Raw genomic sequence first — 2,510 nt, 5'->3', positions numbered from 1 at the left:
CAGAACATGCAGCGATAGCGCTGGCTGCCGCTGTCTGTTTTTCCAGCTCGGTTTTGGCGTTCTGTTCGCTGACATTGGGGGCATCTGATCATGTCTTTATTTTAGCCCAGTTTCTAGCCACTCCCCGCTTCAACAGGTGCTCAATCCCCAGGATCTCCGCGGCCTGCTGCACTTTTTCTTTGATTTTTTCCTTGGGCACCTTGCGCAGCTTCAACCCAAAGGCCATGTTATCGAACACGGTCATGTGCGGATAGAGCGCGTAGCTCTGGAACACCATGGCGATGTCGCGGTCTTTCGGGGCGATGTCGTTCACGATGGTGTCGCCGATCATCACGCTGCCGTCCGTGACCTCTTCCAGCCCTGCCAGACAGCGCAGCGCCGTGGTCTTACCGCAGCCAGACGGCCCAACCAGGACCAGGAATTCCTTGTCCTCAATTTCCAGGTTCAGGTCATTCAACGCCACAAAATCCCCAAACCGTTTCCAAACATGATCAAACTTTACTCCAGCCATGCCTTCCTCCTTCCGGGAACGAGTATAGTGACATCATTATATGATCGCTCCACAGAAAATGCAACAGAAAATGATCATCAATTTTTCATTTTCAGGATTTTCTTACATTAAAATCAAACAAGCTGACTTATCGGGTCAGCCTGTAGGTATAAAAGTACCCCACCATGCCGTGTGCTGCGCAGTTTTGAACCTGCTTGCGCAGGCGGGTCCCGCCTCAGCACGATCACCTTGGCCGAAGCCTATCGTGTCGTGTCTGCAGATAAGGGACCCTATAACAAAGGTGTTGGCCCAAAACCGATCATGCAACATCACGAACACAGCAGGGTACTTTTCTTATACCACAAATTTTTTCAAATGGGTAGATGGTTTCATTTTCCCTTCAAAGCCCAGCTTGACAGTCCTCTCACCTGTGCGTATACTTTTTTGGGAATAGTGATCGAAATTACCATCAATTCAGCGAGGAATTCTCATGAAACGTAGCGGTATGGGCATGGTCGCCGTCTTTCTCAGTGCGTTTTTGCTGGCAGCCTGCACCCCCAAACAAGGGCTGACCCTTCACGATGCCTGGGCGCGCCCCGGCCTCAAGGACGGCAACAGCGCGGTTTATTTCGAGGTTCAAAACCCCCTGGCCGAAGAGGACCTGCTCCTCAAAGCCGAATGCACCGCCGCCGCCAGCACCGAACTGCATATCAGCATGATGGACGCCAGCGGTAATATGATGATGCAGCCGCAGGAAAACGTCCCCATCCCCGCCCAGGGCCAGGTGTCCTTCAAACCGGGCGGCCTGCACGTGATGCTCATCGGCCTCACCCAGGATCTGAACGCCGGCGACACCCTCGCCCTCACCCTCACCTTTCAAAATGCCGGCACACTCCAACTTGAGGTTCCCGTCAAAACCCCCTAACCCTTACACCGCGCAGGACCGCCATGCCCACCATTCGCTCTTTCATCGCCCTCAACCTCACCGCCGATATTCACCGCCAATTGGATGACATCATCCAGAGCCTCAAGCAGCAAACCACCATCGTGCGTTGGGTGCCTTCCCAAAACATCCATCTGACCCTCAAATTCCTGGGGGATGTTTCGTTGGCCAATATCGAGACTCTCCAGCGCGTCCTGGCGGGGGAGGCTGCCCGCCACACCCCCTTCACCTTCACCGTCAGCGGGTTCGGCGCCTTCCCCAACACACGTTGGCCCCGCGTTTTATGGGTGGGGGTTCAGGCCCCGCCCGCCCTTGCCGCCGCCCAGCGCGGCATTGAGGCCGAGACCCAGCGACTGGGCTATACCAACGAGGAGCGCCCCTTCTCCCCCCACCTCACCCTGGGGCGCGTCTCCAATAACGCTTCGCCCCAAGAAGCCCGCCGCCTTTCCGACGCCCTGGCTCAGGTGAAAATTGGCGAGCTGGGCCAGGTGATGGTAAAATCAATTGTGCTATACCGCAGCGATCTCAACCCCGGTGGGGCCGCCTATACTCCCCTGGCCTCCTTCCCACTGGGCAATTCGCACAACCCATAGGAGAGGTGTATTCTGAATACCGTAGATATCGCCCGCGCCCTGGTGGACGCGCTTGAAGAGAAAAAAGCCGAAAATATTGTCCTCATGGACCTGCACGGCGTGGTTTCGTTTACCGATTACTTCATCATTTGCTCTGGAACCTCCGATCGCATGCTCGACAGCCTGGCGGACGTCGTTCAGACCACCGCCAAGCGTGATTTTAAGTTAAGCAGCAAGCTGGAAGGTCGTTCCAGCGACGGTTGGCTGTTAGTTGACTTTGGGGATATTATCGTGCACCTGTTCTACCCCGAGCAGCGCGAGTACTACCAGATCGAACAGCTTTGGAACCAGAGTAAGGTTCTGCTCCGCGTTCAATAACGGCAATCCTTCCCATTTGAAAGGGGTCCCAAATGTTCAGACTCGCCCCACGCAGTCTGCTGTGGATGCTTTTCGCTGGTTTGCTGGCTGCCTGTCAGCCTGCAGCCCCCCAACCCACCCCCACCCC

4 protein-coding genes, 1 other RNA gene and 1 pseudogene are annotated in these 2,510 nt (G+C 55.7%); 3 read left to right on the top strand and 3 right to left on the bottom strand.

Annotated elements, in window-relative coordinates; translation table 11 throughout:
• The 3 genes and pseudogenes from ADN01_RS20360 to ssrS form a co-directional block, all read right to left on the bottom strand.
• The coding region (locus tag ADN01_RS20360; protein WP_407936234.1) for an IS1 family transposase at positions 1–92 on the bottom strand (92 nt) is incomplete at its 3' end.
• 32 nt (positions 93–124) lie between these two features.
• Positions 125–511, bottom strand: a pseudogene (locus ADN01_RS14695) (ABC transporter ATP-binding protein); the annotation flags it as partial.
• A gap of 152 nt (positions 512–663) precedes the next feature.
• Positions 664–840: non-coding RNA, 6S RNA (gene ssrS / locus ADN01_RS14690), on the bottom strand.
• A gap of 140 nt (positions 841–980) precedes the next feature.
• Here ssrS and ADN01_RS14685 point away from each other — a divergent pair.
• From ADN01_RS14685 to rsfS, 3 genes are read left to right on the top strand one after another with little or no spacing between them, the layout of a single operon-like run.
• Positions 981–1,415, top strand: a complete 435-nt coding sequence (locus tag ADN01_RS14685) for a copper chaperone PCu(A)C (RefSeq protein ID WP_082142725.1) — start codon at positions 981–983, stop codon at positions 1,413–1,415.
• Positions 1,416–1,438: 23 nt separating this feature from the next.
• Positions 1,439–2,026 (top strand): RNA 2',3'-cyclic phosphodiesterase, encoded by a 588-nt coding sequence (gene thpR / locus ADN01_RS14680; RefSeq protein ID WP_062417937.1) that lies wholly within the window; start codon positions 1,439–1,441, stop codon positions 2,024–2,026.
• A gap of 42 nt (positions 2,027–2,068) precedes the next feature.
• Positions 2,069–2,383, top strand: a complete 315-nt coding sequence (rsfS, locus tag ADN01_RS14675) for a ribosome silencing factor (protein WP_269082037.1) — start codon at positions 2,069–2,071, stop codon at positions 2,381–2,383.
• The last annotated feature ends 127 nt before the right edge of the window (positions 2,384–2,510 follow it).

The sequence above is a fragment of the Levilinea saccharolytica genome (assembly GCF_001306035.1).
Classification (GTDB): domain Bacteria; phylum Chloroflexota; class Anaerolineae; order Anaerolineales; family Anaerolineaceae; genus Levilinea; species Levilinea saccharolytica.
This window is presented reverse-complemented; position numbering and strand designations above follow the sequence as displayed.

Coding starts and splice junctions, on each gene's coding strand:
- thpR (WP_062417937.1), top strand. CDS start 1,439: ATGCCCACCATTCGCTCTTTCATCGCCCTCAACCTCACCGCCGATATT.
- ADN01_RS14685 (WP_082142725.1), top strand. CDS start 981: ATGAAACGTAGCGGTATGGGCATGGTCGCCGTCTTTCTCAGTGCGTTT.